General features: G+C 67.1%; 20 protein-coding genes and 3 pseudogenes. 19 read left to right on the top strand and 4 right to left on the bottom strand.

Going from position 1 to position 25,280, the window contains the following annotated elements:
- Positions 1 to 262 precede the first annotated feature (262 nt).
- Positions 263 to 1,102, top strand: a complete 840-nt coding sequence (gene sul1, locus CRO07_RS16830; RefSeq protein WP_032072921.1) for a sulfonamide-resistant dihydropteroate synthase Sul1 — start codon at positions 263 to 265, stop codon at positions 1,100 to 1,102.
- A 444-nt stretch (positions 1,103 to 1,546) separates the two neighbouring features.
- Here the strand turns inward: sul1 and CRO07_RS18520 are convergent, their stop codons facing one another.
- Positions 1,547 to 1,894 (bottom strand): hypothetical protein, encoded by a 348-nt coding sequence (locus CRO07_RS18520; RefSeq protein WP_141400099.1) that lies wholly within the window; start codon positions 1,892 to 1,894, stop codon positions 1,547 to 1,549.
- Positions 1,895 to 1,915: 21 nt separating this feature from the next.
- Here CRO07_RS18520 and CRO07_RS16820 point away from each other — a divergent pair, with 21 nt between their 5' ends.
- The 6 genes from CRO07_RS16820 to CRO07_RS16795 are packed head-to-tail and all read left to right on the top strand — an operon-like array spanning position 1,916 to position 8,122.
- Positions 1,916 to 3,241 (top strand): site-specific DNA-methyltransferase, encoded by a 1,326-nt coding sequence (locus tag CRO07_RS16820; protein ID WP_068767875.1) that lies wholly within the window; start codon positions 1,916 to 1,918, stop codon positions 3,239 to 3,241.
- Entirely contained in the window at positions 3,241 to 4,224 is a 984-nt protein-coding gene (locus CRO07_RS16815) for a DNA cytosine methyltransferase (protein WP_176504617.1), read from the top strand. The genes CRO07_RS16820 and CRO07_RS16815 overlap by 1 nt, the downstream gene beginning before the upstream one ends.
- Positions 4,172 to 5,683, top strand: coding sequence for a phage portal protein (locus CRO07_RS16810; protein WP_407919645.1), 1,512 nt, complete (start codon positions 4,172 to 4,174; stop codon positions 5,681 to 5,683). Before CRO07_RS16815 ends, CRO07_RS16810 begins: the two co-directional genes overlap by 53 nt.
- A gap of 4 nt (positions 5,684 to 5,687) precedes the next feature.
- The gene (locus CRO07_RS16805; RefSeq protein WP_097031804.1) at positions 5,688 to 6,713 is read left to right on the top strand and encodes a head maturation protease, ClpP-related; all 1,026 of its coding nucleotides are present in this window, start codon (positions 5,688 to 5,690) and stop codon (positions 6,711 to 6,713) included.
- A gap of 4 nt (positions 6,714 to 6,717) precedes the next feature.
- Complete coding sequence (locus CRO07_RS16800) at positions 6,718 to 7,083, top strand: head decoration protein (protein WP_097031803.1); 366 nt, start codon at positions 6,718 to 6,720, stop codon at positions 7,081 to 7,083.
- Between the two features lie 25 nt (positions 7,084 to 7,108).
- A complete protein-coding gene (locus tag CRO07_RS16795; protein ID WP_097031802.1) occupies positions 7,109 to 8,122 on the top strand; it encodes a major capsid protein in 1,014 nt (337 codons plus the stop codon).
- 1 nt (position 8,123) lies between these two features.
- Here the strand turns inward: CRO07_RS16795 and CRO07_RS16790 are convergent, their stop codons facing one another.
- The gene (locus CRO07_RS16790; RefSeq protein WP_097031801.1) at positions 8,124 to 8,969 is read right to left on the bottom strand and encodes a PGN_0703 family putative restriction endonuclease; all 846 of its coding nucleotides are present in this window, start codon (positions 8,967 to 8,969) and stop codon (positions 8,124 to 8,126) included.
- A 15-nt stretch (positions 8,970 to 8,984) separates the two neighbouring features.
- On the opposite strand from CRO07_RS16790, the gene CRO07_RS16785 reads away from it, so the two are divergent.
- Complete coding sequence (locus CRO07_RS16785) at positions 8,985 to 9,299, top strand: head-tail joining protein (RefSeq protein ID WP_097031800.1); 315 nt, start codon at positions 8,985 to 8,987, stop codon at positions 9,297 to 9,299.
- 5 nt (positions 9,300 to 9,304) lie between these two features.
- Positions 9,305 to 9,937, top strand: a complete 633-nt coding sequence (locus CRO07_RS16780; RefSeq protein WP_097031799.1) for a DUF6441 family protein — start codon at positions 9,305 to 9,307, stop codon at positions 9,935 to 9,937.
- Between the two features lie 42 nt (positions 9,938 to 9,979).
- Here the strand turns inward: CRO07_RS16780 and CRO07_RS18515 are convergent, their stop codons facing one another.
- The gene (locus CRO07_RS18515) at positions 9,980 to 10,357 is read right to left on the bottom strand and encodes a hypothetical protein (protein WP_141400098.1); all 378 of its coding nucleotides are present in this window, start codon (positions 10,355 to 10,357) and stop codon (positions 9,980 to 9,982) included.
- 87 nt (positions 10,358 to 10,444) lie between these two features.
- On the opposite strand from CRO07_RS18515, the gene CRO07_RS16775 reads away from it, so the two are divergent.
- From CRO07_RS16775 to CRO07_RS16760, 4 genes and pseudogenes are all read left to right on the top strand, one after another.
- Positions 10,445 to 10,864, top strand: coding sequence for an acyl-CoA transferase (locus CRO07_RS16775; protein ID WP_097031798.1), 420 nt, complete (start codon positions 10,445 to 10,447; stop codon positions 10,862 to 10,864).
- Positions 10,865 to 10,888: 24 nt separating this feature from the next.
- The gene (locus CRO07_RS16770; RefSeq protein WP_097031797.1) at positions 10,889 to 11,833 is read left to right on the top strand and encodes a phage tail tube protein; all 945 of its coding nucleotides are present in this window, start codon (positions 10,889 to 10,891) and stop codon (positions 11,831 to 11,833) included.
- Positions 11,834 to 12,042: 209 nt separating this feature from the next.
- Positions 12,043 to 12,864 carry an IS110 family transposase gene (locus CRO07_RS16765; RefSeq protein WP_176504616.1) on the top strand — a complete coding sequence of 274 codons (822 nt, stop codon included), beginning with the start codon at positions 12,043 to 12,045 and terminating at the stop codon, positions 12,862 to 12,864.
- Positions 12,789 to 15,972 (top strand): annotated as a pseudogene (locus CRO07_RS16760) (baseplate multidomain protein megatron); the annotation flags it as partial. The gene CRO07_RS16765 and the pseudogene CRO07_RS16760, both read left to right, overlap by 76 nt.
- Positions 15,973 to 16,027: 55 nt before the next feature.
- Here the strand turns inward: CRO07_RS16760 and CRO07_RS19590 are convergent.
- A pseudogene (locus CRO07_RS19590) lies at positions 16,028 to 16,294 on the bottom strand (GTA baseplate fiber-binding domain-containing protein); the annotation flags it as partial.
- Here CRO07_RS19590 and CRO07_RS19550 point away from each other — a divergent pair.
- The 6 genes and pseudogenes from CRO07_RS19550 to CRO07_RS16735 form a co-directional block, all read left to right on the top strand.
- Positions 16,188 to 16,757, top strand: a pseudogene (locus tag CRO07_RS19550) (baseplate multidomain protein megatron); the annotation flags it as partial. The pseudogenes CRO07_RS19590 and CRO07_RS19550 sit on opposite strands and share 107 nt — an antisense overlap.
- A 21-nt stretch (positions 16,758 to 16,778) precedes the next feature.
- A complete protein-coding gene (locus CRO07_RS16755; RefSeq protein ID WP_097031795.1) occupies positions 16,779 to 18,701 on the top strand; it encodes a DUF2793 domain-containing protein in 1,923 nt (640 codons plus the stop codon).
- A gap of 294 nt (positions 18,702 to 18,995) precedes the next feature.
- Positions 18,996 to 19,676, top strand: coding sequence for an SOS response-associated peptidase (locus CRO07_RS16750; protein ID WP_097031794.1), 681 nt, complete (start codon positions 18,996 to 18,998; stop codon positions 19,674 to 19,676).
- Positions 19,666 to 20,268 carry an ImuA family protein gene (locus tag CRO07_RS16745; protein WP_051294656.1) on the top strand — a complete coding sequence of 201 codons (603 nt, stop codon included), beginning with the start codon at positions 19,666 to 19,668 and terminating at the stop codon, positions 20,266 to 20,268. Before CRO07_RS16750 ends, CRO07_RS16745 begins: the two co-directional genes overlap by 11 nt.
- Positions 20,195 to 21,694: a Y-family DNA polymerase gene (locus CRO07_RS16740; protein ID WP_097031793.1), complete on the top strand. Its 1,500-nt coding sequence runs from the start codon at positions 20,195 to 20,197 to the stop codon at positions 21,692 to 21,694. Before CRO07_RS16745 ends, CRO07_RS16740 begins: the two co-directional genes overlap by 74 nt.
- Entirely contained in the window at positions 21,691 to 25,038 is a 3,348-nt protein-coding gene (locus CRO07_RS16735; protein WP_097031792.1) for an error-prone DNA polymerase, read from the top strand. Before CRO07_RS16740 ends, CRO07_RS16735 begins: the two co-directional genes overlap by 4 nt.
- Positions 25,039 to 25,280 lie beyond the last annotated feature (242 nt).

Here is a 25,280-nt window from a genome sequence, read left to right as displayed (position 1 = left end):
CGCCCGACGACGCCGCTCGGGACGGAAAATGATTGTCCTGCGGTCGGATTCAGGCGAAACTCACGTCAGACGGCATGCCACTTGGGGAATGTATGCTAAGTGGAGCACCACTAGGGAGCGTAGCGTAAATGGCCGTTCGCCTGGGCCCGCCGAGTCAGCTCGGTGAAACTTCCACGTGGAAGTCGCCAATGTGCCACGGCGTCATTGCTGCCTTTTTGCTCGCCCGATCCCCATCGTGGAAGTCGCTGCGGAGGCCGACGCCATGGTGACGGTGTTCGGCATTCTGAATCTCACCGAGGACTCCTTCTTCGATGAGAGCCGGCGGCTAGACCCCGCCGGCGCTGTCACCGCGGCGATCGAAATGCTGCGAGTCGGAGCAGACGTCGTGGATGTCGGACCGGCCGCCAGCCATCCGGACGCGAGGCCTGTATCGCCGGCCGATGAGATCAGACGTATTGCGCCGCTCTTAGACGCCCTGTCCGATCAGATGCACCGTGTTTCAATCGACAGCTTCCAACCGGAAACCCAGCGCTATGCGCTCAAGCGCGGCGTGGGCTACCTGAACGATATCCAAGGATTTCCTGACCCTGCGCTCTATCCCGATATTGCTGAGGCGGACTGCAGGCTGGTGGTTATGCACTCAGCGCAGCGGGATGGCATCGCCACCCGCACCGGTCACCTTCGACCCGAAGACGCGCTCGACGAGATTGTGCGGTTCTTCGAGGCGCGGGTTTCCGCCTTGCGACGGAGCGGGGTCGCTGCCGACCGGCTCATCCTCGATCCGGGGATGGGATTTTTCTTGAGCCCCGCACCGGAAACATCGCTGCACGTGCTGTCGAACCTTCAAAAGCTGAAGTCGGCGTTGGGGCTTCCGCTATTGGTCTCGGTGTCGCGGAAATCCTTCTTGGGCGCCACCGTTGGCCTTCCTGTAAAGGATCTGGGTCCAGCGAGCCTTGCGGCGGAACTTCACGCGATCGGCAATGGCGCTGACTACGTCCGCACCCACGCGCCTGGAGATCTGCGAAGCGCAATCACCATCTCGGAAACCCTCGCGAAATTTCGCAGTCGCGACGCCAGAGACCGAGGGTTAGATCATGCCTAGCATTCACCTTCCGGCCGCCCGCTAGCGGACCCTGGTCAGGTTCCGCGAAGGTGGGCGCAGACATGCTGGGCTCGTCAGGATCAAACTGCACTATGAGGCGGCGGTTCATACCGCGCCAGGGGAGCGAATGGACAGCGAGGAGCCTCCGAACGTTCGGGTCGCCTGCTCGGGTGATATCGATTGATAGTGCGCGGTTTCATAGTGATTTCCTTGCCGTCTAAGGGAGGCGGATGCCGCGCGTCATCCATTGACTTGCCGCTGATCGCGCACATCAGAACATAGTGGCAACATATCAGATCGGACACCCTCCGTAAACGAGATGTTGTGCGGGGACTGGTTCGGGCGCTGATATGTAGTGACGTTGTCAATAGGGATGCCGTGCGTGAGACGATTTTCTGCGAGACACCGGATGCCAAGACAGATCGCGTCCAGGACGCTACAGATTCAATATACTCGGGAGAGGAGCGCGCAGGCACTGGCCGCGCCGCTGGCTTCCGGGGTCCAGCGAGGGGACCAGTCGGGGTCCAAACTGCCAAGCCTTTGATATCTTGGTTCCTTCCTGGCGATATTCGTATGCTGGCGGGCGAAGCGCGGCATATCGCCAGCGACAGGGCCGGATTTTTGGGAAGCCACCCCGGCCGGAAGCCACCACGCAATCTGAAATAACAACGCAATAACAGCGCCTTGGCTGGTGGACTCCGGGGTGGATACCCTGGACTCCGGAATCCAGCCGGGGCCGGTGGACTCCGCCATGCCGGAATCCACCGCGCAGCGCTGCTGATTGCTGCCCATTCATCATCGACAGGACTTCTCATGACTCTCGCCTTCGCCCCCGAGCGGATCGAGCAGTGGCCGCTTGCGCGCCTGCAGCCCTACGCGAAGAACGCGAAGCTGCACGGTGCCGACCAGGTCGCGAAGCTCGCCGCCAGTATGGCCGAGTTCGGCTGGACCGTGCCCTGCCTTGTGGGCGAGGACGGCGAGCTGATCGCGGGCCATGGCCGGGTGCTGGCCGCGACGCAGCTGGGGCTGACCGAGGCCCCGGTGATCGTGCTCGGCCATCTGACCGAGGCGCAGCGGCGGGCCTATCGGATCGCGGACAACAAGCTGACCGAACTCGGCAGCTGGGACGAGGCGCTGCTGTCGGCGGAACTGAACGAACTGCTGGCCGAGGATTTCGATCTGTCTCTGGTCGGATTTTCCGACGGCGAACTCGACAAGCTTCTGGCCTTCGTGCCGGAGAGCGATGGCGAGGATGCTGGCGCCGGGGGCTCGGTGCCGCCGGTGACCATCCCCGAACCGCCGCGCAACCCGGCGTCGCGGACCGGCGATCTCTGGATCCTCGGCGACCACCGCCTCCTCTGCGGCGACAGCACCAGCGCGGCCGATGTGCGCCGCCTGATGAACGGCGAGCGGGCGGTGCTCTTCGCGACCGACCCGCCTTACCTCGTCGACTACGACGGCTCGAACCACCCGACGCGGAACAAGGATTGGAGCCAGTCCTACGGCGTGACCTGGGACGACAGTTCACAGGGCGCCGAACTCTACGACGGCTTCATCGCCGCCGCCGTGGCCGAGGCGATCACCGAGGATGCCGCCTGGTATTGCTGGCACGCCTCGCGCCGCCAGGCGATGCTGGAAGCCTGCTGGGAAAAGGCCGGGGCCTTCGTCCATCAGCAGATCATCTGGGTGAAGGATCGCGGCGTCCTGACCCGGTCGCATTATCTCTGGAAGCACGAGCCCTGCTTCATGGGCTGGAGGCGCCCGAACCGCCCGCCGAAGGTGGCCGAGCAGACGCTGCCCTCGACATGGGAAATGCCGAGTTTCGCCAAGGACGAGCGCCCCGACCACCCGACGCCAAAACCGCTGGACGCGTTCGGGATCCCGATGCGTCAGCATGTGGCGCGTGGCGGTCTCTGCTACGAGCCGTTCTCGGGCTCGGGTTCGCAGATCATGGCGGGCGAGGCCAATGGCCGCCGCGTCTTCGCGATGGAGATCAGCCCGGCTTACGTCGATGTCGCCGTGGAGCGCTGGCAGGCGGACACGTGGCGCGAGGCGATCCTCGATGGCGATGGCCGGAGCTTCGCAGCCGTAAGGGCCGAGCGGCTGGGCGAGGACACAGACACCGACGCTGCCGCCTGATGGCCGTCTATTACAACGATTCCGACCCCGCGGCCTGTGCCTGGCTGCGGGACCTCATCGCCGCCGGCCACCTTCCGGCTGGCGAGGTGGACGAACGATCCATTCTCGACGTGGAGCCGTCCGACCTGCGCGGCTTCGCGCAATGTCATTTCTTCGCCGGGATCGGCGGTTGGCCCTACGCACTGCGCCTCGCTGGCGTGGCCGAGGACCGGCCGGTCTGGACCGGATCGCCGCCCTGCCAGCCCTTCAGCCAGGCCGGGAAACGCAAGGGACAGGACGATGACCGCCATCTCGCCCCCGCTTTCCTGCGCCTCGTTGCCGCCTGCCGCCCGGAACTCGTCTTCGGCGAGCAGGTTGCCAGCGCGGCGGTGCTCGGACCATCTGGCCGAACGGTTGGAACGACGGCTGAAGGTGCGGCTGGCTGGGCGTGGTTCGACGCTCTGGCGGCTGACCTGGAAGCGGCATCTTACGCCGTCGCGGCGGCCGATCTGCCGGCTGCGGGCATCGGCGCTCCGCATAGACGGGCCGAAACAACGGACCCGTCGAAGACGAGAAAGCCGCCCGCGCCGAAGCTGAAGCCCGTCCCCGAGGCGGCCGTGACCGCTGTTGGCGATACGCTCCGCGAACAGGGTCTGTCGGTCCCAGCGGTTGGCGGCGGCGGCACCTTCCTGCAGGCGAAAACCGCGAACGAGGTGCTGAAGGCGCAGGAGCGGCGCATCCGGCTCTCGAGGCTGAAGGGGGAGTTGATCGAGCGGGCACGCGCGCTGGCGCTGGTGTTCCGGCTGGCGCGGGAGGAGCGGGACGCATGGGTGACCTGGCCTGCACGCGCGGCGGCGCTGATGGCGGCCGAGCTCTCGGCCTCATGCCGCGATGCGACGGGCCAGCAGATCACCGTGGAGCCAGCCGCGATGCAGAAGGTGCTGGAGAGACATGTACGCGCCCACCTCGACGAACTCGCCGAGGTCCGGCCCGACTTCCGGTGATGATGACGCGCTGACGGACTTCGACGGCGCAGGCGAGATCCTGCGCGCCTGGGGCAACGGGCTGCGGCCTGATCCGGACCTGACCGTCTCGGAATGGGCTGACCGGCACCGGATGCTCTCGGGTCGCGCCTCGGCCGAACCCGGGCGGTATCGCACGGTGCGCACGCCCTACATGCGCGAGATCATGGACCGGCTGTCGCCCGGTGACGCGGATCTCCGCGACCGGGTCCAGCAGCTCTGGCTCGCCTGGACAGACGAGGCCGACGCGGACGGGCTGACGGACTTCTACGGCCTGCAGGCCATGGTCGCGCGGGAGATGTTCGTGGCCGGCGAATGCTTCGTCCGGATGCGCCCGCGTCGGGTCGAAGACGGGCTACTGGTCCCGCTGCAGCTGCAGCTTCTCCAGTCCGAGATGCTGCCCTTCGAGAAGACCGAGACCGCGGCGAACGGCAACCGCATCCGCTGCGGGATCGAGTTCGATGCCATCGGGCGCCGCGTGGCCTACCACTTCCGCCGCCGCCACCCGGGCGACAGCACCGACCAGGGGGCGGCCATCCCGGAGACGGTGCGCGTGCCGGCGGCGGACGTGCTGCACATCTATCGCCCCATCGACGCGGGCCAGATCCGGGGGCTGCCGCATATCGCGCCGGCCATGGTGCGGCTGTTCCTGCTCGACCAGTACGACGACGCCGAGCTCGACCGGAAGAAGACCGCGGCGATGTTCGCGGGCTTCATCACCAAGACCGCGCCGGAAGAGCCCATGATGGGAGAGGCGGAGGCGGATCTCGACGGGGCGGCCATCGCGAGCCTCGAGCCCGGCACGATGCAGGTGCTGCTGCCCGGCGAAGACGTGAAGTTCTCGTCCCCGGCGGATGTCGGCGGCGGCTACGAGGCGTTCCAGTACCGGACGCTGCTCTCGGTCGCGGCCTCGCTTGGGCTGCCCTATCACCTCGTCACCGGCGATGTCCGGCAAGCGAACTACTCGAGTCTCAGGGCCGAACTCGTCGAGTTCCGTCGCCGCATCGGCCAGCTGCAGCATGGCGTCATCGTGCACCAGCTCTGCCGGGCAGTCTGGCGGCGCTGGCTGGAGACCGCGGTCCTGTCGGGCGCGCTGGAGGCCGATCCGGCAGAGGTGCGACCGGTGCAGTGGATCCCGCCGCGCTGGGACTGGGTCGATCCGCTGAAGGACATCCAGGCACAGGTGCTGGCGATGGAGGCCGGCATCACGTCGCGGCGCAAAGTGGTCGAGGCCACCGGCTACGACATCGAGGAAATCGACCGCGAGAACGCCGCCGACGCCGCCCGCGCGACAGGTCTCGGCCTTCGCTACCGCACGAGCCCCGGCGAGACGCAGGGCGCCCGCGCGACGCCGGCAACGCGGGCCGAGCCCGGCAACGGCGCCGGCAACGACACGGACGACGGAGCGGCGACGACCGATCCGGCCACCGAACAGGAGTGACGACATGGCAAGCTGGTATGCGATCCGCGCCCGGGGGACCGGTGCGGAAGTAGCAATCTATGACGAGATCGGCGCCTACGGGGTCTCGGCGAAGGGGTTTCTGGCAGAACTGGGCGCGCTGCCTGAGGGCACGCCTGTCGATCTGCGGCTCAACAGCCCCGGCGGATCGGTCTTCGACGCGGTGGCGATCCACAACGCGCTGAAGCGCCACGAGGGCACGGTCACCGTCTGGATCGACGGCATCGCCGCCTCCGCCGCATCCTACGTCGCCATGGCGGGCGACGAGATCGTCATGCCCGAGAACGCCTTCCTGATGATCCACGACCCGGCCGGCCTCGTGATGGGCACGGCCGAGGACATGCGCGCCATGGCCGAGGCGCTCGACAAGGTGAAGGGCAGCCTCGTCTCCGGCTATGCCGCGAAATCCGGCCGGACGCCGGAAGAGGTCTCCGCGCTCATGGCCGCCGAGACATGGTTCGACGCGTCGGACGCCGTGGCGCAGGGCTTCGCCGACCGGCTGATCGAGCCCGTCCGCATCGCCGCGAACTTCGACATTGGGCGCTTCCGCAATGCGCCGCCGGTGTTGGTAGAGCAGGTCGAAGCGGATCAGGACTCCGACGACGCGGCCGACTGCGTCGAGATCGAAGCGGACGAGGACACCGACGAGGCCGCCGAAGGCGATCAGCTTTCTGATGTCGAAAACGAGCAGGCCGCCGCCGCCGACACCGCTCAGCCTCCGGCCGAGACGCCACCTCCCAGCGGCGCGCCGCCGGATCCCGCCGCGATCCGGGCCGATGCCATCGGCCACGCCCGCGCCGTCATCGATCTCTGCCTCCTTGCCGGCCAGGCGCAGATGGCCGGCCGCTTCCTCGAAGAGAACGCGAGCCTCGACGAGGTGCGCGCCGCGCTCCTCGCCGCCAAGGCCGAGGCCGAACCCGAGATCGTGCCCCATCACCCGCAGCCCGGCCGCTCCTCGGCCGCGCGCCCCTGGGGCGAGATCGTCGCCCGCACCTTCAAGCTGAAAGGATGACACCATGACCACGCTCGTCGAAGGCACGCACCCCGGCGGTTTCCTCGTCTGGGAAGCCTTCCGCGACTACACCCGCGAGACGATCACCGTCGCCTCGGGCACGCTTGAGCCCGGCACGGTGCTGGGCAAGATCACCGCGTCCGGCAAATACGCCGCGCACGATCCCGCCGCCGTCGACGGCACCGAGACAGCCGTCGCGGTGCTCTGGGGCAATGCGGATGCGAGCGCCGGCGATGCGCCCGCCGTCGCCGTCGTTCGCGGACCCGCCATCGTCAACCGCCACGACCTCTTCTTCGCGGGCACCCCCAGCGAGGGCGAGATCGCGGCCGCCCACACGGCGCTCCTCGCCGCGGGCATCCTCGTCCGCTGATCCAATCCCGACAGGAGGCATCCTCATGGCCACCATGGACATCTTCGAAGGCGATGCCTTCACCATCGTCGAGCTGACCCGCGCGCTCGAGAACATCCCCTTCAAGCCCGCGCTGCTCTCGGGCTCGGCCCTCTTCAGCCCGCGCGGCGTGCGCTCCCGCACGGTCGTCATCGAGAGCCGGGACGGCACGCTGTCGCTGATCCCGTTCTCCGAGCGCGGCTCGGCCTACGAGCAGCAGGTTCCTGATCGCCGCGAGATGCGCGCCTTCGTCTGCCGCCAGTTCAAGAAGCAGGACGTGCTCTGGGCCTCCGAGATCCAGTCCGTCCGCGACTTTGGCTCGGAAAGCGCAACCCAACAGGTGCAGACCGAAGTGGCCTACCGGCTCAGGAAGCTCCGCCAGGACGCCGAGACCACTTTTGAGTACCACCTGCTGAACGGCATCCAGGGGCTGGTGAAGGACCCGAAGGACCACGCCACGGTGGTGAACTACTTCACCGAGTTCGGGATCACACCGGCGGCCGAGATCGACTTCGATCTCGACAACGCGACCCCCGCCTCCGGGGCGCTGCGCAAGCGCTGCCAGGCGCTGATCGAGAGCGTCGAGGACTCGATGGGCGGGCTCTCGGCCGGCGCCGTTCAGGTTCGTGCCGAATGCGGCTCGGCCTTCTTCGCCGATCTCGTCGCCCACAAGGAGGTACGGGAGACTTACCTCAATACCGCAGCCGCCGCCGACCTGCGCGGCCGCGTGGCCGACGAGGTGAGCTTCGGCGGCATCACCTTCCGCCGCTACCGGGGCGGGGTCGGCTTCACGGTCCCGGCCGACAAGGCGTTCTTCTATCCCGAAGGCATCGAGGGGCTCTTCGAGATCTACTACGCCCCAGCCGACACCTTCGAGACGGTGAACACGCTGGGCCAGCCGCTCTATGCCCGGACGATCCCCGACCGGGACCGCGACGAATGGGTGCGGCTGGAGATCGAGAGCAACCCGCTCCCGATCTGCACACGGCCGCAGGTGTTGCGCTCGGCACGGCGGACCTGAGTCAGAGCGTGACGCCGTATCGGGCGTGAAGATCGCTGAGATGCCGGACCAGCCAGTCGGCCGGTTCGGTATCCTGCCAGAAGCGCCAGAGTTCGGGATAGCTCATCGCCTCGAACGCCGGCGATGATCCTGCCACGCGCGCCCTGAACTCCTCGATCTCGTCTCGATGGGCCACAAACTCGGGACCGGCGGTTGGGTTCGCGGGCTCCCAGAACAGATAAAGCAGCGTCACCGGTCGGTCGGGGAAGCTGCGTGCCAGTCCGAACGCATGCTTGATAAGCTGCGCAGCGTCGAGCCAGGTGTACTTGTCTGGCCGATCCCGGAGGCGCAGCATTTCGCGGAAGTATCCCTGGTCGCGCCGCGAGTCTCTGATCTGCTCCTCGTATGCGGGTGAGAATTCGGCTCGGTGGGGCGACAGGTGTTCGGTCAGCTTCGACTCGATCCCGACCACGCCGCCGGGGCCCGAAAGCACGACATCGAGGTTGGGTGCACGGCCGCCGCGGAGTCCGGTGGGGCATTTCCGTTCGAAGCGAAGATCGTCGAAACCGGCAGCCATCGGCATGGCGAGGTCGGCGATCCGGCTCCGAAACGGCGCGAAGCAGTTGACCGCCAGCCCAGATGAAGAATGGGCCGCCCGGAACTTGGTCTGCAGCTCGTTGCCGTCGCCTGAGGACAGGTCTGCTTCGAAATCCTTCAGCGTGACCTGCGGAAGCAGGGTGTCGCGAAAATCTGCAACGTAGCCCTTCGGGTCGAGGGACGTGTCCGGGTGCTGGCCCATGAACGCCTCTGACAGCGCCTGGACGGCTCGGACCCTCGTCGGGCGTTCTGAAATCGATTCCTGTTTCATGGGAGCAGTATAGCCATGGCCAGCGCGTTCGCATCCGCCCTCGAGGCGCTCTTCGCGGATGCGCATCTCGCGAGTGACATCGTCTACATCGCCGAGGGCGGCGCGCCTTCGCTGGTCCGCGCCATCCTGCGGCGCCCCGACGACGTCACCAGTTTCGGCGAGGCGCGGATCTGGTCGGAGAGCACCCGGCTCGATCTGCGCCTTTCCGAGGTGGCCAACCCGCGTCCCGGCGACCGCATCGAGATCGACGGCGAGGCCTTCCTCATCCAGGGCGAGCCCGTCCGCGACCGCGAACGGCTGGTCTGGACAGTGGATCTGCGTCCGGCCTGATCGCGATGAAGCTGAAGCTCGACATCACCCCGGACCTCGTCGCCGCCATGGCGGCAGAGGTGAAGGCCGGAGAGAAGGCCGTCACCGCCGCTATGCGCGAGGCGGGCACCGGGCTGAAGACCGCCTGGCGCGGCCAGATCACCGGCGCGGGGCTCGGCCGGCGGCTCGCCAACTCGATCCGGAGCCAGACCTTCCCGAAGGCCGGCGAGAGCCTGAACGCCGCGGCGCTCGTGTGGTCCAAGGCCCCGGTCATCGTCGGCGCTCACGACACCGGGCCGCTGATCCGCTCCAAGGACGGGTTCTGGCTTGCGATCCCGACGCCAGCCGCCGGACGCGGCCTGCGCGGCGGCAGGATCACCCCCGGCGAATGGGAGCGCCGCCGGGGGCTGCGGCTCCGCTTCGTCTACCGTCGCCGCGGGCCCAGCCTGCTGGTGGCAGAGGGACGGCTGAACAGTCGTGGGCTCGGTGTCGCGTCACGCTCGAAGACTGGCCGCGGGCGCACGACGGTGCCGATCTTCCTGCTGGTGCCGCAGGTCAAGCTGCCGAAGCGGCTCAACCTAGACCGGGATGCCGAGCGGGCGCTGGACAGCGTGCCGGGTCTGATCGTGGCGAATTGGGTTGAGGGGCGGCTTGGATGAGTGCGCAACCATTGGAATAAACCGGACGCTCGACGGAGCGCATTATTCAGCGCCCACCCACTTCAACACAGCAAGTGCCTCTGGCGAACTACGAACTCGAAGCTTGATTTCCCCGCGTGACGTTTCTTCCGAAGCGGGAAAGTGCTCTTTGGTCTTGCCCGGATCAATAAGCCCTGCATTCAAGGCAGGCTTCCGAAAGTACCACAGGACCCACTTCTGATTCAGGACAGCTGAATACAGCCAGTCGCCCTTGGCTTCGAAACGAAGTTCTCGTTCTATGTAACCATGTCCGGCCGGGCGCACCGTGGTCCCGCCAGGAAAATGAGCATGGGCAAAGGTCAAATAGGCGTCGCGGACGGCAGCATCGATGGCTGTTGCCGCTCGTAGCTGTTCTTCGAGTCTATGCGGATCAAGCAGCATCTTTCCTCCCACCGCTTGGTTCCGCGCGGCCTTCATTAATCCAAACACCCTCGAAACAAACGTCAAGCGCGGAGTCGCGTGACAGATATGCCCACCCCTCGCGAAACCATCCTCACCGCGCTGCACGCGCGGCTCTCGGCGCTGCCCGCCACCGCCCTCCGCGGCGAGGTGCTACCCGAGCGCGTCCCGGCCGAAGGCCTGCTGATCCTGCGCGACGGCGAACCAGGCGAGCCCGAAGTCACGCTGTCGCCCCTGCGCTACCACTACCAGCACCGCGCCGAGATCGAGGCGGTCGTTCAGGGCGCCGATCGCGACGCTGCGTTCGACACGCTGACCGCCAGCATCGGCGCAGCGCTTGCCGCCGACCGGACGCTGGGCGGGCTCTGCGACTGGGTCGAGGCCGAAGCCCCGCGCCCGGTCGATCTGCCGGTCGAGGGCGCGGCCAGCCTGAAGGCGGCCGTGATCCCGGTGGTGCTGCACTATTCCACGGCCGATCCGCTCGGCTGATCCCGACAACCCGAGGAGAACACCATGGCACGAGCCCAGGGGGCGCGGGCGCTGATGGCGCTTGCGTTCGAGACGACCTATGGAACGCCGCCCGCCAGCGGCTTCACCCGCATGCCCTTCGCCAGCACCTCGCTCGGCGCCGAGCAGCCACTGCTGAACTCGGAGCTTCTCGGCTACGGCCGCGATCCGCTGGCGCCGATCAAGGATGCGGTCACGGCCGATGGCGACGTCGTCGTGCCGCTCGACGCCGAGGCTTTCGGGTTCTGGCTGAAGGCGGCCTTCGGGACACCGACGACCACGGGTGCGGAGGCGCCCTACAGCCACGAGTTCCAGTCGGGGTCCTGGACGCTGCCCAGCATGTCGATCGAGACCGGCATGCCCGAGGTGCCGCGCTACGCGATGTACTCGGGCTGCGTGCTCGACCAGATCACCTGGCAGATGCAGCGATCCGGGCTCCTGACCGCGACAGCCCGGCTGGTGGCGCAGGGCGAGACGGTCGGCACCACGACCAGCGCCGGAACGCCCGCCGCGCTGGAGCTGAAGCGCTTCGGGCATTTCAACGGGGCGATCACGCGGAATGGGTCCGCCCTCGGCAACGTGGTCTCGGCCGAGATCACCTATGCCAACAACCTCGACCGGATCGAGACCATCCGCTCGGATGGCCGCATCGACGGCGCGGACCCGTCCATCGCCGCGCTGACCGGCCGGATCGAGGTGCGCTTCGCCGACCAGACGCTGGTGACGCAGGCAATCAACGGCGAGGCCTGCGAGATGGAGTTCGCCTACCTCCTGCCGTCCGGCGAAAGCTTCACCTTCACCGTGCACGCCGTCTACCTGCCGCGTCCGCGCATCGAGATCTCGGGGCCGCAAGGCGTGCAGGCCACCTTCGACTGGCAGGCGGCGCGCGACAGCGTCGTCGGCCGGATGTGCACCGCAACCCTCGTGAACGACGTGGAGACCTTGTCTTAAGATTTCCCCCGGTTCCCGTGCGATACGGGAGCCGCTGTCCGGCACCTCAAATATGCCGGACAGCGGCGGGGGACGGATCGTTGTGGAGATGGTCGGAGAGGGCCGGTCAGTAGTGTGATCGCCCCCGCCTTTTCGAATGTCCTGAACGGATACATGGGGAAGACCTCGCGTCCTTGCCCCGAATGACAAGGCCAGGAGGCGAAAAGACCATGACCGACACTATCGGGATCGACATCTCGAAGACCACACTCGACATCTACCGTATCTCGGACGGCAAACGAGCCCGCTTCGGCAACGACGCGTCCGGCTTGAAGGCCATGCGCAAGTGGCTCGGGGCGGCACCGCTCCGCGTCGTCTACGAGGCGACCGGGCGCTATCACCGCGATCTGGAGGCCGCGCTTGCGGCTTTCGGCCATCACAACGTCAAGGTGAACCCCGCACGGGCGCGACGCTTCGCGCAGGCTACCGGACAGGGAGCGAAGACCGACCGCGTCGATGCGGAGATGCTTGCACGGATGGGTACCGTGCTCGGCCTCGAGGCGACCCCGGTCAAAACTGACGAACTGCACGAAATCAAGGAGCTGCATGTCGCTCGGGTTGCTCTGATCAAGGATCGGACGGCCTGCCGAAACCGGATCGGCATGGCGCGCAACAAGATCGTCCTGGCGCAGCTGCGCGCGCGCCTTCGCCAGATCGACACCCAGATCGCGCAGATCGACAGGGAACTGCGCTCCCGGATCAAAGCCGATCCCGGGCTCGCCAGGCGCTACGAGATCCTGACGTCGATCCCCGGCGTCGGGCCCGTCGCCGCCATCGCCCTGATCATCGAGATGCCGGAGCTCGGGGCGATGAGTTCGAAGGAAGCTGCGAGCCTCGCAGGCCTCGCACCTATCACGCGGCAGTCGGGAACGTGGAAGGGCAAGGCCCGTATCGGCGGAGGCCGCACTGCTCTCCGTTGCATGCTGTTCATGTTCTCGGCGCGGCCGGTGCCGCCATTGGCAGCAGCATCGGCGGCGCGATCCTCGGCGTGAGTGCCGCCACCATCGGCGGCTTCATCGGCTCCAGCATCGGCTCGGTGGTCGACAGCTGGATCATCTCGTCGCTGGCGCCCACACAGCGCATCGAGGGCGCGCGGCTCGACACGCTCCGCATCACCTCGGCCACCGAGGGCGCGGTCATCCCGCGGCTCTATGGCCGGATGCGCATGGGCGGCAACATCATCTGGGCGACCGATTTCCGCGAGGAGACGAAGACCACCACGCAGGGCGGCGGCAAGGGCGGCGGAGGCGGCAAAGTCAAGACGACCGAGTATCTCTACTTTGCCAGTTTCGCCGTAGCGCTCTGCGAGGGCCCGATCACCGGGATCGGCCGCATCTGGGCCGACGGCAAGCCGATGGACCTCTCCGGCGTCACCTGGCGCTGGTATCCGGGCGACGAGGCGCAGACGGCGGACCCGTTCATTGCGGCGAAGATGGGCGCGGCCAACACGCCCGCCTATCGCGGCACGGCCTATGTCGTCTTCGAGGAACTGGCGCTCTCGACCTACGGCAACCGCCTGCCGCAGCTGTCCTTCGAGGTGTTCCGCCCGCTCGCCGATCCCGACACCGCCGAGGGGCTGACCCGCGCCGTCACCATGATCCCGGCCTCGGGCGAGTTCACCTACGCGACGCAGGCGATCCGCAAGACCGATGGCGGCGCGACGGTGCCCGAGAACCTGAACGCGTTGGCTGACTCCACGGACATGGTGGAAGCGCTCGACCGGCTGCAGGCGATGGCGCCGGCGGTCGAGAGCGTCAGCCTTGTCGTGGCGTGGTTCGGCGACGACCTGCGCGCGGGATCCTGCAAGGTGCGGCCGGGCGTCGAGGTGTCGGCCAAGTCGACCACGCCCGCCAGCTGGTCGGTCAACGGCGTCAGCCGCGCCAGCGCCTTCCTCGTCAGCCGCGACGATCAGGACCGCCCCGTCTATGGCGGTACGCCGTCCGACTTCGCCGTGGTGCAGGCGATCCAGGAGATGAAGGCGCGCGGGCTGCGCGTGACCTTCTACCCGTTCATCCTGATGGACGTGCCGCCGGGCAATACGCTGCCGAACCCGTATTCCGACAACGCCGCCGGGACCGGCCAGCCTGCGTTCCCCTGGCGCGGCCGGATCACCTGTTCCCCGGCTGCGGGGTTCGCCGGGACGGTGGACAAGACCGCCACGGCGGCAAGCCAGGTCGCGGCGCTGTTCGGCGCGGCCACGCCCGCGAGCTTCAGCGTTTCGGGCCAGTCGGTCTCCTGGACCGGGCCATCCGGTGACTGGGGCCTGCGCCGCATGGTGCTGCACTACGCCCATCTCTGCGCGGCGGCGGGCGGGGTCGATGCCTTCCTGATCGGCACTGAGATGCCGGGGCTGACGACGATCCGCTCGGGCGCCAGCACCTACCCGGCGGTGCAGGCCTATCGGGACCTGCTCGCGGATGTGCGGTCGATTCTCGGGTCCGGCACTAGGATCGGCTATGCGGCCGACTGGTCAGAGTATTTCGGGCATCAGCCGGGCGATGGCAGCGGCGACGTGTTCTTCCACCTCGATCCGCTCTGGTCGGATGCCAACATCGATTTCATCGCGATCGACAATTACATGCCGCTCTCCGACTGGCGGGACGGGTTCGAGCATGCCGACGCGGCCGAGGGCTGGCCTGCGATCTATGACCGGACCTATCTGCAGAGGAACATCGCGGGCGGCGAAGGCTTCGACTGGTTCTATGCCTCTGCCGCCGACAGATCCGCGCAGGTCCGCACCCCGATCACCGATGGCGCGGCGGCCAAGCCGTGGGTGTTCCGCTACAAGGACCTGCGCGCCTGGTGGTCGAACCCGCACTACAATCGCCCGGGTGGGGTGGAGAGCGGCACACCGACGGCGTGGGTGCCGGAGTCGAAGCCGATCTGGTTCACCGAGCTCGGCTGTCCGGCCATCGACCGGGGCACCAACCAGCCCAACGTGTTCTTCGACCCGAAGTCGTCGGAGAGCTTCACGCCGCATTTCTCGCGAGGCTGGCGCGACGACGCGATCCAACGCGCCTACCTCGAGGCCAGCTACCTCTGGTGGGGTCAGGGCGCGAACAACCCGACGTCATCCGTCTACGGCGGCCGGATGGTCCATGTCCCCGAATGCGCCGCCTGGACCTGGGACGCGCGGCCCTATCCGTTCTTTCCGGAGCTGACCGGCACCTGGACAGACGGCCCGAACTGGCGGCTCGGTCACTGGCTGACCGGACGGCTCGGCGCGGTGTCGCTGCCGGCCCTCGTGCGCCATCTCTGCCTGCGCGCTGGGCTGGCGGAAAGCCTGATCGACGTCTCGGGCCTCTGGGGCGCGGTCGAGGGCTATGTGATCGGGGCACTCGAAAGCCCCCGCGCCTCGATTTCCACCTTGGCCCGCCACTTCGGGTTCGATGCCATCGAAACGGAGGGCGTGATCCGCTTCGTCATGCGCGGCCGCGCCTCGGTTGCGACGCTCACCATCGACGATCTCGTCGCAAGCCGCGAGGGCGAGGCCTTCGAGCTGACCCGCGGCCAGGAGACCGAACTGCCCCAGGCGCTGAAATGGCAGGTCGCCCGCGCGGACGAGGATTATGACGCAGCGCTTGTCGAGGCCCGCCGTATCACGGTCGACACCACGCGCATTGCCTCGGAAAGTTTCCCGATGGCGATCCCGCCCGAAGAGGCCGAACGCCGCTGCCGCCGCGCGCTGATGGAAGCCTGGATCGGCCGGGAGAGCGCCACCTTCCGCCTGCCGCCCTCGCGGCTAGCCCTCGATCCCGCCGACGTCATCCGGCTGGCGCATGATGGCCGTGAGGTCGAGTTCCGCCTCGTCTCCGTCGCCGATGCCGAGGCGCGCGGGATCGAGGCTGTCCGCCAGGACCGCGCCGCCTACGATCTGCCGCCCGGCGATCCCCGGCCCGCTTCGCTGGCCAGCCCCGTCGTCTTCGGGACGCCGGAAGTGGTGATGCTTGACCTGCCGCAGATCAGCGAAGACCAGCCCGCACATCGGCCCCTGATCGCGGCCCATGCCAGTCCCTGGCCGGGCGAGATCGCCGTGTTCCGCAGCGCCTCCACGGATGGCTTCGCGTTGCTGACGACCTTCGGTAGTCGGGCGCGGATCAGGCGATAGCGGCCGGGGGCGATGAGTTCCGCCGCGCCTGCCTGGATGATCTCCCACACCCCTGCTGCCGCCTCGACCGCCAGCGCATTGACCCCGCCGAACAGCGCAACGTCCGTCACGCTCTCCAGCGTTCCGGACAGCAGATCGACGACCAGCGCGTTGCCCAGATCGAAGCGCGAGGTCGGCCCCGGAAAGAAGTCGAAGGCCAGCGTGCCGACCCGCCTGCTGCGTGGCCAGCGCGGGACGGAATACGCGATGGGCACCCCGGCACCGGCTGGGGCGCGGGTTGTGGTCCTGGACACCGCGCTGTCATCGCTGCCCATCGCCGAAGCCGACCTCGGTCTGCCTTGGAACTGGCGCATCGGCCCTGCGGCACGGGCCGTCAGTGACGCAAGCTATGCCGCGCTGGGCTTCGCCCCCTCCGGCCGGGGGCTTGTCCCCTTCGCGCCGGTGCATGCCGAACAGCCGTGGCGAACGGCCCGCAACACGGGCGATCTGACCATCCGCTGGACACGACGGTCCCGCGCGCTGGTCGCCGATGCCTGGGAGCAGGTCGAGGTACCCTTGGCAGAGGACCTGGAAAGCTACGACGTCCAGATCCTCGACGGGGCTGCGATCAAGCGCACTCTGACCAGCAGCACGACCTCCGTCCTCTACGCCGCCGCCCAGCAGACCACTGATTGGGGCGCGCCGCTCGGGCCGGGGCAGACGCTGGCCATCCGCATCTTCCAGCTCTCGAACCGCCTCGGCCGCGGCACGCCCGCCGCGGTCACGCTGCAATTCTGATCCCAATCCACGGGAATCCCCATGTCCGACACCACGACCCATCTGGGCCTGCCGTATCTTCTGGCCGCCCAGGCGCAGAAGCACGTCAGCCACAACGAGGCGCTGCGCCTGCTCGACGCCATGGTGCAGCTCTCGGTCCTCGACCGCACGCGCACCGCGCCCCCGGCCAGCCCGGCAGACGGCAACCGCCATCTGGTGGCCTCCGGCGCGACCGGCCTCTGGGCTGGGTGGGACTTGAACGTGGCCTTCTGGGTTGACGGCGCGTGGATCCGCCTCGTTCCTCGCACCGGCTGGATGGTCTGGGTCGCGGCCGAGGGGCTGTTCCTCGTCTGGAGCGGCAGCGTCTGGGAGGTCGTGGGCGAGCCGCGCGACGTCTCCGATGCCGTGTTCAGCCTGGTGAACGATGCGGACCCAACGAAGAAGGCGACATTCTCGCTGGCGGGGATCAGCACCGGCACCACGCGGAGTTTCACCCTGCCCAACACCTCCTCTGAACTGGCAATCCTTGCAGGCACCCAGACCTTCACGGGCAACAAGACGTTTTCGGGGACTCTGACCGCCTCGGGCACGGTCACCGTCTCGGCAGCGTCCGCCAGCATCGGCACGGCCACGACGACCGCGACCTACGGAATGGGCACCGGGGCGACGACCACCGGCGTCACCAAGACCGTGAACCTCGGCACCGGCGGCGCCTCCGGATCGACCACGGTCGTGAACATCGGCTCTGCGACGGCTGGCGCAGGCGGCACGACGGTGGTGAACACGCCCACGGTCACCTTCGCCAATGCGGTCACGCAGGTCGGCATGCCGCAGGCGAACCTGACTGCTCAGCTTCTCGGCCTCGGCGGGGCCACGGCGGACAGTTACAACCGGGTTTCGGTCAACACTCCGGCACTGCTGTTCAACAACGCAGGCGCAGGCATCGAGGCCACCGTCAACAAGGCGGCCGCCGGAAACGATGCAGCTTTCGCCTTCAAGACCGGGTTTTCGGCGCGGGCGCTGATTGGCTTGCTCGGCAACGACGATTTCAGCTTCAAGGTCAGCCCTGACGGATCCACGTTCTTCGACGCGATCCGGATCGACCGCACCAGCGGCCAAGTGGAACTGCCGCAGCCGACGGTATTGCCGGGACTGGCGGCCGCGCCAACCCCGCCGCCCGCAGGCAAGGCATCGGTCTATGCCCGCAACCGCGCCGGAGCGCCGTGGATCGACGTCATGCGTCCCTCGGGACGGGATTTCCCCTTGCAGCCGCACTTCGGGGTGAACCGGATCGCAAACTGGTCGCCCTCGGTCAGCACCACGATCACGACCGAAGGCCTGCCGATCACCTCGGTCGGCACCGTCTCGCACCCGACCCTCGCCGCGACGAACCTCGCCGCCTCGATGCGGCGCTGGCGTCTGACCTCGGCGGCCGTCGTGGACTCGGTCGCCGACCAGCGCTCCGCAGGCTGGGCCTGCTGGCGCGGCAACGCGGCGGGCTTGGGCGGCTGGACCTTCGTCACCAGGATTTCGCTCACGACACTGCAGGCGACGGGCATGGGCTTCTTCGGCCTCTATGGTTCAACGGCAGCCCTTGCCACCACCCTGACACTGGCCGCAGCCATCAACTGCATTGGCATCGGCTTCCAGCGCGGGACGCACACCCGTTGGCAGCTGGTCGCGAATGACGGCACCGGGGCGCCGACGCTGACCGACTTGGGCGCGAGTTTCGGTATCGCCACAGGCGGAGTGCTGACGCTGTTCATCGCCGCGCCTCCGAACGGAAGCTCTGTCTGGGTGCGGGTGGTCGACGAGGTCTCAGGCGCGGTGTTCGAGCAGGAGATCACCGCCGACCTGCCAGCCACGACGCAATTCCTATCCCCACGGCTGTTCATGAACACCGGCGCGACAGCCGCCGCCGTCGCCTACGACTGCGCCGGGGTCTACGTCGAGACGGACTTCTGATCCGGCTTGGTGGAGAACCAGCTCGTGTGAAGCCCGGGCCAGGCGACATCAGAACGGGAAGCGCCGAACGCCTCGACCGCGGCGCATCGCCCGGCCCGGATCACGGGTTCACGGTTTCAAAAAGCGGCAGGGATTCGCTGCGCCGGAATGGTTGCACAGCTAAGCGGCATCTGTCCCCTGCGGCGATGGGCACAAATCTGCACCTTGGATCAGGCCGAAATCTGAACCACGCTTTCCCCGAAGTCTCTGTTCTGGCAATGTTCCATCCTGTCTTTATGATTCCCGGACCTTCGCATGTGTAATTTGTATTCCCAGACCAAGAGCCAGGACGCCATGCGCCATGTCTTTGACGACATGCGCGGGGATGACGAGGACTTGGTCGATCTGACCGGCAACCTGCCACCCATGACCGGAATCTTCCCCGACTATCCCGCGCCGATCATCCGGCACGGGACACAGGGTGGCTGGCAATTGACCATGGCGCGCTGGGGTATGCCGACACCGCAGGTGTTTCTGGCAGGCAAGCGCACCGATCCGGGCGTCACCAATATTCGCAATGTCGCTTCGGCCCATTGGAGACGCTGGCTCGGGGTGGAGCATCGCTGCCTCGTCCCCTTCACCAGCTTTTCCGAGATCGACAGCCGCCCGGGCGCACCCCGCAACCATCCGGTTTGGTTCGCGCTTGGCCAGTATCGCCCCCTGGCCTTCTTCGCGGGCATCCGCACCGAATGGACCTCGGTGCGCAAGCTGAAGGAGGGCGAGGTAACGGCAGAGCTGTTCGGCTTTCTGACCTGCCCACCCAATGCCGAGGTCGCGAAGATCCATCCCAAGGCGATGCCGGTGATCCTGACCAGGCCCGAGGAGTGGCGGCGCTGGCTGACTGCACCGGTGGCCGAGGCCCTGCCGCTGCAACGCCCCCTGCCCGACGGTACGCTGCAGATCGTGGCGGAGGGAGTGCGGGAAGATGCGGCCTGAGACCTTGCGCCCTGAACTGGCCCACGCCGACGAATTCGACCTTTGTGGGCGACGTGTGCATGAAGCCGAAGGCCGCGGTCGCCGAACCTTTGCGCTGTTTCAGGCGGTGCGGCATCCCGGCCCGCTGGTCTGGATCCTGCCCGCCCATGTGCCGGAACTGCCGATGCTGCGCGGGTTGCCGAAAGGTGTCGGCGAACGGCTGCACCTGTTCCGCGCCGAGGGCGAGACCGATCTGCTGTGGTGCATCGAGGAGGCACTGCGCTCGGCTCCCGTCGGCCTTGTCATCGCCGAACCGGAAAAGCCCCTGTCGCTGACCGCCGGGCGTCGCCTGCAACTGGCGGCCGAGGCCGGGCGGACCACCGGCCTGATGCTGATCCGCGAAGGCGCGGGCAGCAATGCCACCGAAACGCGCTGGGCCTGTGCCCCCGTAGCAAGCCCGGCGGCGGACTCGACTCTGCATTGCTGGACCCTTAATAAGAACAAAAAGGGAACTTGCGGAAGTTGGATTGTGAACTGGAATGGCGCGACGGCTGCTGTCCATCTGGTTTCCGAGGCTGGGCAGCGACATCAGCCTGCGGAACCGCCCGGTTGAAGGGCCCCTTGCCCTGAGCCTGCGCTCGGGCAATGCCGATCATCTGCATTGCCTGAACCCCGCCGCCACGGCCCGCGGCCTGCATCGCGGCATGGCACTGGCCGATGCCCGCGCGATCTGTCCCGATCTTGCCATCCGCCCCGCTGATCTGGCGCGTGAGGCGGCGGCGCTGGTGTCCTTGCGCCGCTGGGCCAGCCGCTATGCCCCCATGATTGCCACGGATGGCGCGGACGGTCTTTTGGCCGATATCTCGGGCGTGCCGCATCTGTTTGGCGGCGAAGCCGATTTGCGCGAGGACTTGCACGCGCGACTGACGCGGGCGGGCCTGCATCCGGAAAGCGCCATAGCAGGAACCCGAGGCGCAGCCCATGCGCTGGCTCGTAACGGCGGCGGCATCGTGCCTGACGGGCGACTGATCGAGGGAATCGGTCGCTTGCCGGTGACAGCCCTCAGAGCGAATCCTGAAACGGCCGAGGCGCTGGCGCGGGTGGGTCTGGCACGTATTGCCGATTTGGCACATTTGCCGCGCGCGCCTCTGGCCCGCCGCTTCGGGCAAGGGCTGGTTCTGCGGCTGGATCAGGCGCTCGGGCAGCGGGACGAGCCCGTTGCAGCGGAACCGGACGCCCCGCATTTTGGGGTGCGGATGACGCTCCCCGAACCGATCGGGCTGCAATCCGATGTCATGGCGGGGCTGGAACGCCTGCTGGACCGACTCTGCGCCAAACTCGCCCAGCATCGGATGGGCGCACGCCGGGTCCGATTGGAGCTGCGGCGGGTAGATCGCCACTCGGCACGGGTCGAGATCGGCCTCGCCCGGCCGATGCGCGACCCCGCCCGGATCGCAGCATTGTTCGCCAAGGGCGTGGACGAGGTGGATGCCGGTTTCGGCATTGATGCCCTTCGCCTGACTGCCCCGGTGACAGAGGCCCTTGCGCCGGAACAGATTGGTGGCGGCCAGGCGATCCGGCACGACGATGCGTTGGCTGATCTTCTGTCCTCTGTCGGCAACCGCATCGGCTTTGACCGGGTGCTGCGGCTGTTGCCTGCAACCAGCCTGATCCCTGAGCGCAGCTTCCTCCTGGCCCCGGCTGCCTATACCGCATCCGAACCGATCCCGCATCGCGGGGGGGCGGCGCGGCCGATCTCCCTGTTTCCGCCCGAGCCGGTGACCGCCGCCTCGGGCAACCCGCCCGCGAGTTTCCGTTGGCGGCGCATGCGCTTCACCACGCTGCGCGCGCTGGGCCCAGAACGCATCTCGCCGGAATGGTGGTTCGACGATCCCGCCTGGCGGTCGGGCCTGCGCGATTACTGGCGGATCGAAACCCGGGAAGGGCCGCGGCTCTGGCTGTTTCACACCCCGCAAACCCCGGCCTGGCCCGCGCCCGGTGGGGCGCAGAACTGGCACGTACAGGGGGAGTTCGCATGATTCCCTACGCCGAACTTTGCGTCACATCGAACTTCACCTTCCTGACCGGCGCCTCGCATCCAGAGGAACTGGTATCGCGGGCGGCAGAACTGGGGCTGAGTGCCATCGCCATCACCGACCGCAATTCGGTGGCAGGCGTGGTGCGGGCCTTCTCCGCGCTGAAGGAACTGGCGCGTCTGCGCGACGAGGCGCGGACCGCGGCGGCAGAGTCAGGCCCCACCATCCGCTCGCAACGCGTGACGGACCATTCCAGCCGCCAGACCGTGCCGCATTTCACCGGACAGACTGATGCCCCCGCCAAGTCGGATGCGCCGCTGCCGAAACTGATCGCCGGGGCGCGTCTGGTGCTGACTGACTCCGCCGTGGAATGGCTGGCCCTGCCCACCGATCTGGCCGCCTGGTCGCGGCTGACCCGGCTTCTGTCGCTTGGCAAGCGGCGCGCGGCCAAGGGCGAATGTCACCTGCAACGCGCCGATCTGGTCGAATGGGGCAAGGGCATGGTGCTGATCGCCCTTTCGCCCGACCCGCTGGACGATCCCGGCCCGAAAAGCACCCGCGGCGATCTTCGCGCCATCGGTCGCGCCTTCCCTGGTCAGTGCTTCCTGGGGGCCGCCCCGCACTATGACGGCCGGGATCAGATCCGTTTCGACCAGATCGGCATTCTGGCGCAGGAGGTGAGCCAGCCGATGGTCGCTGTGGGCGATGTGCTGATGCACCGTTCCGCCCGTCGCCCCCTGGCCGATGTGCTGACCTGCATGCGCCTTGGCTGCACAATCGACGCCATCGGCGAACACCGGCTGGCAAATGGCGAGCGCCGCCTGAAATCCGGCGCCGAAATGGCGAAGATGTTTCACCGCCACCCCGCCGCGCTGCGGCGCACGCTGGAGATTGCCGACCGTTGCGCCTTTCGCCTCAGCGACCTGCGCTATCAATATCCCGATGAAGCCGAGAACGAGCCCGCGCAGGACCGGCTGGAACGGCTCGCGCGCGAAGGCCTTCACTGGCGCTACCCCTCTGGTCCGCCGCCAAAAATCGTGCATCGTGTGGAAAAGGAACTGACGCTGATCCGCGAGGTGGATTACGCCCCCTATTTCCTGACCGTCCACGACATCGTGCAGTTCGCCAGATCGAAGGGCATCCTCTGTCAGGGGCGCGGCTCCGCCGCCAATTCGGTGGTCTGCTATCTTCTGGGCATTACCGAGGTGCCGCCCGAGTCGATCACCCTGATCTTCGAGCGTTTCATCTCCAAGGAGCGGGGCGAACCGCCGGATATCGACGTGGATTTCGAACACGAACGCCGCGAGGAGGTGATCCAGTGGATCTATGCCCGCTATGGCCGCGAGCGTGCCGGCCTGACCGCAACGGTGATCCATTTCCGCAGCCGCGCCGCCATCCGCGAGGTTGGCAAGGTCATGGGATTGTCGCAGGACGTGATCGCGCGGCTTTCCGGGCAAATCTGGGGCTGGTCCTCGCCCCCCCCCGGCGAGGACCGGCTGCGCGATGCGGGCCTATCGCTTGCCGACCGCCGCGTGCAACTGGCCGTGCGACTGATCGGCGAGATCATCGGCTTTCCTCGCCATCTTTCGCAACACGTAGGCGGCTTTGTTATCACCAAAGGCCGTCTGGACGAACTTTGCCCAATTGAAAATGCGGCGATGGACGACCGCACCATCATCGAATGGGACAAGGACGACATCGACGCGCTTGGCCTTCTGAAGGTCGATATTCTGGCGCTTGGCATGCTGACCTGCATTCACAAGGCGTTTGCGCTTCTGGATGAGCATCGCGGGCAGCAGCTGACGCTGGCCAATGTGCCGCCCGAGGATCCGTCGATCTACGATATGCTCTGCCGCGCCGATGCGATCGGGGTCTTTCAGGTCGAAAGCCGGGCGCAATTGAACTTCCTGCCCCGGATGCGGCCGCGCAAATTCTATGACCTGGTCTGCGAGGTCGCCATCGTCCGCCCCGGCCCGATTCAGGGCGGCATGGTGCATCCCTTCATCAACCGCCGCATGGGGCGCGAAAAGGTCGAAGATCTCGGTCCCGCGATGATGGAGGTTCTGGGCCGCACCTATGGTGTGCCGCTGTTTCAGGAACAGGCGATGCAAATCGCCGTTGTCGCGGCAGGCTTCACCCCGTCCGAGGCTGACCGCCTGCGTCGGTCGCTTGCCACCTTCAAACGCATGGGCACCATCGGTTCGTTCCGCGACCGCTTTGTCAGCGGAATGCTCGCGCGGGGTTATGACGCCGATTTTGCGGCGCGCTGCTTTGCCCAGATCGAGGGGTTCGGCAGCTATGGTTTTCCCGAGAGCCACGCCGCCAGCTTTGCGCGGCTGGTCTATATTTCCGCCTGGCTGAAATGCCACCATCAGGCGGTCTTCACCTGCGCGCTTCTGAATTCGCAGCCGATGGGCTTCTATGCACCTGCACAGCTGGTCCGCGACGCCCGCGATCATGGAGTGGAGGTGCGGCCCATTTCGGTCAACCACTCGTTCTGGGACTGCACGTTGGAACCGCGCCCCGATGGGGCGCTGGCCCTGCGGCTCGGCTTCCGGCAGATCAAGGGGATGAGGGAAGAGGACGCCATCTGGATCGCAGCCGCGCGCGGTAACGGCTATCCCGATGTCGAAAGCCTGTGGCGCCGGGCGGGCGTGCACGCCGATGCGCTGGAACGGCTCGCCGAGGCTGATGCTTTTGCCGCCATCGGTCTCAATCGCCGAGACTCTCTGTGGGCAGCCAAGGCGCTGAAAGCCCCTGCGCCGCTGCCCCTCTTTGGCTCCGACGGCGAGGGAGCTGCCGAACCCGACGTCAAGCTGCCCCAGATGACCCTGGGTCAGGAGGTGATCGAGGATTACCTGTCGCTGCGGCTCAGTCTTCGCGCCCATCCGATGGAGCTGTTGCGACCGCGCCTGACCGAAAGCCTGGCCCATGATCGCCTGCCACAGGCCAGTGGCCGCATCACAGTCACCGGCCTTGTCATCACCCGGCAGCGCCCCGGCACGGCGTCGGGCGTCATTTTCCTCACTCTGGAGGACGAGACCGGCACAGCCAATGTCGTGGTCTGGAAGAAGGTCTACGAGACCTTTCGCAAGGCGGTGATCGCCGGGCGGCTCGTGAGCGTGACCGGCCGGATCGAGCGCGATGGCCCGGTCACCCATCTGATCGCCGAGAGGGTCGAGGATGTTTCCCCTCTGCTGGCCACTCTGGGCCGCCCCGTCCTGATCCCGCCCAACGACGGTCGCGCCGATGAAACCAGGCGCCCGACTGGCGGCAGCAGGAGACCAACAGCGCGCCATCCCCGCGAACAGGCACGGAAGCTGTTTCCGAGTCGGGATTTCCATTGATCGGGAAAATGGAAGCACTCGCCCATCCGCAGGGCCTTCGATGGGGGCCTCTGCAAATGTTGACCAGGTGTTGACAAGAATTTCAAAAGCAAAAACCCGACGGTTTAAGTCGGGCTCCAACATTTTGATATCGTTGATTTGTTTGGTTGCGGGGGCGCGCTACCTACGAGACCGACACTCGATCCAAGCGGCCATCTGACCGACCGTATATAGCCGCCTGAAAGCACCTGAGGCGTCCGATC

Origin of the sequence: Cereibacter ovatus, from assembly GCF_900207575.1 — a bacterium.
GTDB classification, from domain to species: domain Bacteria; phylum Pseudomonadota; class Alphaproteobacteria; order Rhodobacterales; family Rhodobacteraceae; genus Cereibacter_A; species Cereibacter_A ovatus.
The sequence above is the reverse complement of the archived record's forward strand: the minus strand, read 5'-3'. Positions and strand labels throughout refer to the sequence as shown.